The organism is Mycobacterium sp. TH-M11 (assembly GCF_057473725.1).
In genome coordinates this window covers 1-6095 of sequence record NZ_JBYCLD010000343.1, presented here as the reverse complement: position 1 = coordinate 6095, position 6095 = coordinate 1, and the positions used below count along the sequence as shown (strand labels likewise).

6 protein-coding genes are annotated in these 6095 nt (G+C 64.2%); 3 read left to right on the top strand and 3 right to left on the bottom strand.

Annotated elements, in window-relative coordinates:
• Positions 1-58: 58 nt before the first annotated feature.
• Both AC2VOG_RS13835 and AC2VOG_RS13830 read right to left on the bottom strand, forming a co-directional pair.
• Entirely contained in the window at positions 59-697 is a 639-nt protein-coding gene (locus AC2VOG_RS13835; RefSeq protein ID WP_486940459.1) for a cutinase family protein, read from the bottom strand.
• 39 nt (positions 698-736) lie between these two features.
• Positions 737-1591, bottom strand: coding sequence for a phytanoyl-CoA dioxygenase family protein (locus AC2VOG_RS13830; protein ID WP_486940458.1), 855 nt, complete (start codon positions 1589-1591; stop codon positions 737-739).
• Between the two features lie 212 nt (positions 1592-1803).
• Between AC2VOG_RS13830 and AC2VOG_RS13825 the strand changes: the two genes are divergently transcribed.
• Positions 1804-2313 (top strand): DUF5078 domain-containing protein, encoded by a 510-nt coding sequence (locus tag AC2VOG_RS13825; RefSeq protein WP_486940457.1) that lies wholly within the window; start codon positions 1804-1806, stop codon positions 2311-2313.
• Here AC2VOG_RS13825 and AC2VOG_RS13820 read toward each other — a convergent pair.
• Positions 2274-2993 (bottom strand): TetR/AcrR family transcriptional regulator, encoded by a 720-nt coding sequence (locus AC2VOG_RS13820; RefSeq protein WP_486940456.1) that lies wholly within the window; start codon positions 2991-2993, stop codon positions 2274-2276. The two genes, AC2VOG_RS13825 and AC2VOG_RS13820, sit on opposite strands and share 40 nt — an antisense overlap.
• 266 nt (positions 2994-3259) lie before the next feature.
• On the opposite strand from AC2VOG_RS13820, the gene AC2VOG_RS13815 reads away from it, so the two are divergent.
• Positions 3260-3682 carry an MmpS family transport accessory protein gene (locus tag AC2VOG_RS13815; RefSeq protein WP_486940460.1) on the top strand — a complete coding sequence of 141 codons (423 nt, stop codon included), beginning with the start codon at positions 3260-3262 and terminating at the stop codon, positions 3680-3682.
• On the top strand, positions 3679-6095 hold a 2417-nt coding region (locus tag AC2VOG_RS13810), incomplete at its 3' end, for an MMPL/RND family transporter (protein ID WP_486940455.1). The genes AC2VOG_RS13815 and AC2VOG_RS13810, both read left to right, overlap by 4 nt.

The following is a 6095-nucleotide window of genomic DNA, read 5'->3' as shown; positions in this document are numbered from 1 at the left end:
AAATGCCGGTGAGCCGAAATGCGTTCAGCCCAGCAAGGATACCGACCGCAAGAAGTAGCTACTGCAGCTTCTGTGCGACGAAGGTCGCGGCCTGGTTGGTGGCATCGGGAACGTAGCCCAGGTGGGCGATGATGCTGCCGCCCTCGGCGCAGATGTTGTCGTTCGGCAGGCAGATGTCAATGGTCTTCGGCGCGTAGCTCGGGTTGAGCGGGGGAATCTGGTTGTCGGCCAGACCTTTTGCGTAGCTACTCTGCGGATTGCCGAAAAGAGCAAGGGCCGCGACGTGACTGGCGACTTGTGCGGGCAGCTGGTGACTGGTCAGGTCGGCCACCCCGGCGCCCTGCGAATAGCCACCGATCACGATCTTGGTCTTGGGGCAGTGCGCCACGGTGTCCTCGACGTGGGCGACCTCGTCGGCGGCGCCGGCCTTGGCGCTGTTGGCGTAGTCGGTGGTCGACGGGTAGTCGACCGGGTACAGCGTGATCGTCTTCCCGGGAAGCTGCGCGGTCAGCGAGTCGAAGAAGGCCTGCCCCGGCCCGCCCGGGCCGACCGGCTCACCGGTGCCGCGGGCGAATACCACTTCGGCGTCCGGGCAACCGTCGGCTGTGGCGATCGGAGTTGCGGCCGGGGCGGCGAGAAAGGCGAAAACCATCAGTGGCGCACCGGCAACGATGCGGGCCACGCTGCGACGTGTCATAGGGGGAATGTTGCCATCCCCCTGCCGGGGGCGTGCGCGCTACCGGTCGTCCAGCAACCGCAGGGGGTGCAAACCGTCCACCGCGCCGACGAACGGCGGGTGGATGCTGTAGCCCAGCATGCGGCGGATGTCGTCGGACACCGAGCGGGCAATGTCGCGGGAGATCGACAAGGTGAAGGCCTCCATCGGCCGCAGCCACGGCTGGCAGTACTGGGCGGTGACGGCCAACCGGTCGGCGGCCGTGGAGTTGGCTCCGCCGCCGTGCCAGAGCGTGCCGACGAAAAACACGCATGAGCCGGCGGGCATCACGACGGGCATCGCCTTGTCGTCGGGGCCGGGCCGCCGCTTGCCCCAGGTGTGGCTGCCCGGGTAGAGCACGGTGGCGCCGTTGTCGGCGGTGAAATCGTCGATCGCCCAGATCGTCGCGGCGGCCAACGGGTCGCGCGGGCGGGGGATCGGATAGAAGCCGTCGTCGTGGTGAGCGAGTTGGGCGGCCTCGCCCGGCTGAATGTTGATCGCCTGCAACGCCGAGAGCAGATAGTTGGGCATCAGCAGCCGATCCAGCGCGGCCAGCACCCGAGGATGGTCGACCACCGCGTCGCAGACCCGCGTCCGGCCCAGCACGCTGTAGATGCGCTGGGTGCGTCGCCCCTCGAAGGTGTTGCGTCCGGTGTGCCCCAGCCAGGGCGTCACCTCGTCGCGGATCTGGTCGCACTGCTCGGGGGTGAGCAGGTTTTCCCAGATGACGTAGCCGTCGCGGTGCAGTGCCGCCACGTCGGCTTCGGCGACCGCCGGGTCCAGCGCGGAACCGCCGCTGGGCGTCCAGCGGTAGCGGAGCGCCAGATCGCCGCGCAGGTCTTCCAGCGTTGTGGCGGATTCGTCGCGTGGGTTCATCTGCACCGCTCCTCGGCTATGACGCCACAGTAAGCCTATGCGGGGCGGAAGTTGGCTTCCCCCGCGTCGAGATCGACGTTTTGGCGGCTCTGCACGGGAGTTTTGTCGCCAAAACGTCGATCTCGACGCGCAAAGGGGATCACCCAGTCCGCTAATTAGTCGAGCTTCCCAGCCGCTACGCCCAGCCGTAATCGGAGCGTTATAGTGGTCACATGCGTCTTCATCGCCTGAGCCTCGCCGTTCGCGCCGGACTCGCAGCGCTCGCGCTCGCCGTATTCACGGTCCCGACCGGATTCCCGCGGGTCGCGTCGGCTGATCCCGGTCCCGGGTTCACGCCGTGCAACGGCTGTTCGCAGAACGATTCCACCGAAGACTTTCCCATTCCTCGGCGGATGATCTCGACAACCTGCGACGCCGAGCAACTCCTCGCGGCCGCCCGCGATTACTCGCCGGTCTACTATCAGCGCTACATGATCGACTTCAACAACCACCCGAATGTCAATCAATCCGTGATCGACAAGGTGCATTGGTTCTACGCGCTGTCGCCTGCGGACCGCCGTGCTTACTCGGCGAACTTTTACGCCCCGCAGATCGACCCGCTGAACTTGGCCTGGCCCAACCACATGAAGATCTTCTTCAACAACAAGGGCGTCGTCGCCAAGGAAACCGAGAACTGCCAGAACTACCCGCGCGGCGATATGTCGTTGTGGCAGTGGTCCTGATCGGCCGATGCTAGTAGACCCACGCACGTCGCGGTGATCAATCGCGTCAGCGCGGCGGTGAAGTCGATGTTCCAATCCGGCGGCACGTCCGCACGCTTCGAGTACGCCTCGGCCAGCCGTTTGGGCGGGTTCGCCAGCTGCCACAGCGGCGCCGCCAGCGAGTAGGACGCGAGCAGCACGTCGAAGGCGCCCGAGCGGCCCAGCCCGGGCAGCGCCCGCTCGATCGCGTCGGTCAGCGAGATCACTGCGGCGTTGCTGACCTCCTTGAATTCCAGCACCCGCTCGAGCTCGACCTCATGCTCGAGGTGCAAGTGCAGGTTCGCCAGCAGGTCGCAGAACAGGGGGTCGTCGGCCAATCCCTGAGCCAATGCCGCTGCGACCCGGGCCGGCGACATCGGACCGGGCTCATGCAGGCTCTCGCAGACGTGGTCCGAGAAGCGGGCCCAGCCTTCGGCGGCCAGATTCAATAGCACCTCTTTGTGTGAAGTGAAGTACCGACGCACCGCCGAGTAGTGCACGCCGGCGCGGTTGGCGACATCGGTGAGCGTCACCGACGCGACGCCCGATTCGACCGCCAGTGAGCGCGCGGCCTCGACAAGCGCAGCGGCCCGCTGCCGTTTCTTGTCCTCGGTGCGGGCACGCTGGAACGTCAGCTTCGGCACCGCGCGAGGATAACGCACCCCAAGGCATTGCGGGCCGTTGTGGAAGCCGGTACCGTCCGTTTACGCACATGCCATGCGTTATGGCTCAAACGCAGTTCCGCGGGGGTGATGAGTCGACGATCCAGGGGCTGGGCGTGGTTTACTCGTCGTGGTCTGGCGATGTCATGAGGCCCGCGCTATCGCCCCGAGACGTCGCGGGCGGTCGGTGGGCGAATGTCTTCGAGCGGGCGAAGTCTGGCTGATCAGGAAAGCGGCAGCGGGTGAAGGGGTTTTCGATTATCAGGGTGCTGGAGCGGGCGTGGATTCCGCTCGTCATTGTGATCGTGGTCGGACTCGGGGGCTTCACCGTATCCCGGATCCACGGGATCTTCGGCTCTGAAAAGCGCCCGTCCTACTCCGACAGCGCGAACGACGACAGCAAGCCGTTCAATCCGAAGCGGATCACCTACGAGGTGTACGGCCCACCCGGTAGCACCGCCGACATCAGCTACTTCGACACCAACGCCGACCCGCAGCATGTGGACAACGCCAAACTGCCGTGGACGCTCACTATGACCACCAAGGCTGCATCGGTGGTGGGAAACATTGTGGCGCAAGGTGACAGCGACACCCTCGGCTGCCGGATCATCATCGACGACGTGGTCAAGGCCGAACACGTCTCGCACGAGGTGAACGCCTTTACCTATTGCGTTCTCAAGGGCGCATGACCAGCCGCCAGGCGAGCGTCGCGGGCACCGAGCCGCCACGCGGCCCGCGACTGATCCGTCGGTTCGCGGTGCCGATCATCTTCGCGTGGATCGGGCTCATCGTGCTGATGGCCGTGGCCGTTCCGCCGCTGGAAAAGGTGGCCGAAGAACGCCAGGTATCGCTGAGTCCCAAGGACGCGCCGTCGGTGCAGGCGATGCAGGAGACGGGCAAGAAGTTCAAGGAGTCCGACTCCGACAACTTCGCGATGCTGGTGCTCGAGAGCGACGGCAAGCTCGGCGACGACGCCCACCGCTACTACGACAGCATCATTAAGCAACTGCGGGCCGACCCGGCGCACATCCAGCACGTGCAGGACTTCTGGGGCGATCCGATCACTGCACCCGGCGCCCAAAGCCCGGACGGCAAAGCCGTCTACGTCCAACTCAACCTGGCCGGCAACCAGGGCACCACCTTGGCCGAACAGTCGATCAAGGCCGTGCGCGACATCGTGGCCCGGACACCTCCACCCAAAGGTGTCACGACCTATGTGACCGGCCCGTCGGCGCTGGTGTCGGACATGCACCACAGCGGCGACAGGACCCTGGTCAAGATCACCATGGTCACCATGCTGGTGATTCTCACCATGCTGTTGCTGGTCTACCGCTCCGTATGGACGGTGGTGTTGCTGCTGGTCACGGTCTTCATCGAATTGACCGCGGCCCGGGGGATCGTGGCGTTCCTGGGTTATCACCAACTCATCGGGCTCTCGACGTTTGCGGTGAACCTCTTGGTATCGCTGGGAATTGCCGCCGGCACTGACTACGCGATCTTTTTCTTCGGCCGCTATCAGGAGGCTCGCCAGCATGGCGAGACGCGTGAAGAGGCCTTCTACACGACTTATCGCGGCGTGGCCCACGTGGTGCTGGCGTCCGGTCTGACAATCGCAGGGGCGACGTTCTGCCTGAGCTTCTGCCGGATGCCGTACTTCCAGACCATCGGTGTGCCGTGCGCGGTCGGCATGGTCGTCGCGGTCGCGGTCGCGCTGACCTTGGTGCCGGCGGTGATCGTGGTCGGCGGCCGCTTCGGTTTGTTCGACCCGCAGCGGCGGATCTCGACGCGGGGATGGCGGCGCATCGGCACCGCCATCGTCCGTTGGCCCGTGCCGATCCTCGCCGCGGCGTGCGCGGTCGCGATGGTCGGCCTGTTGACGTTGCCGGGGTATCAGACCAGCTACAACGACCGGCTCTACATCCCGCACAACATCGCCGCGAATCAGGGATACGACGCCGCCGAGCGGCACTTCTCCCAGGCCAGGTTGATGCCGGAAGTGATGATGGTCGAGGCCGACCACGATCTGCGCGATCCGGCGGATTTCCTGGTGCTCGACCGGTTGGCCAAGGGCATCTTCCGGGTGCCCGGAGTCTCGCGGGTGCAAGCGATTACGCGCCCGGAAGGCACGGCGATGGAGCACACGTCGATCCCGTTCCAAATGAGCATGCAGAACGCCGGGCAGCTACAGACGATGAAGTTCCAGAAGGCCCGCATGGACGACATGCTCAAGCAGGCCGACGAACTCGAAGAGACCATGAACCGGATGCGCCGTATGTACGGCCACATGGTCGAGCTCAACACCATCACGCACAAGATGATCGGTGAGACAAGGGAAATGCAGGCTGTCACCGAGGAACTGCGCGACGACGTCGCCAACTTCGAAGACACCTGGCGGCCGATTCGCAGCTACTTCTATTGGGAGAAGCACTGCTACGACATTCCGATCTGTTATTCGCTGCGTTCCATTTTCGACGCAGTCGACGGCATCGACGAGATCGACGACAAGTTTCAGATCTTGACCAACGATTTCAGTCAACTGGATGCGCTTATGCCGCAGTTGATTTCCGAGTTCCCGCCGATGATCGACAGCATGGAGTCCATGCGGACCATGATGCTGACCATGCACAGCACCATGTCCGGCATCTTCAATCAGATGGACGACATGAGCTCCAACGCGAACGCGATGGGGCATGCATTCGATCAGGCCAAGAACGACGATTCGTTTTACCTGCCGCCAGAAGTGTTCCAGAACAAGGACTTCAAGCGGGCACTGAACAACTTTTTCTCGCCGGACGGCAAGGCGGTGCGGTTGATCATCTCGCATCGGGGAGATCCCGCTTCGCCGGAGGGGATCGCGCGCATCGAGAAGATCCGAGAGGCCGCTGAGGAGGCGCTCAAGGGCACCCCGCTGGAAGACGCCAAGATTTATCTCGCCGGCACCGCGGCCACCTTCAAGGATTGGAAGGATGGCTCCAAGTACGACCTGATGATCGCCGGAATCGGTTCGCTGTGCCTGATTTTCATCATCATGCTGATCATCACTCGGAGCCTGATCGCGGCAACGGTGATCGTCGGTACGGTGGCGGTATCGCTCGGCGCGTC

Coding starts and splice junctions, on each gene's coding strand:
- AC2VOG_RS13830 (WP_486940458.1), bottom strand. CDS start 1,591: ATGAACCCACGCGACGAATCCGCCACAACGCTGGAAGACCTGCGCGGC.
- AC2VOG_RS13835 (WP_486940459.1), bottom strand. CDS start 697: ATGACACGTCGCAGCGTGGCCCGCATCGTTGCCGGTGCGCCACTGATG.
- AC2VOG_RS13825 (WP_486940457.1), top strand. CDS start 1,804: ATGCGTCTTCATCGCCTGAGCCTCGCCGTTCGCGCCGGACTCGCAGCG.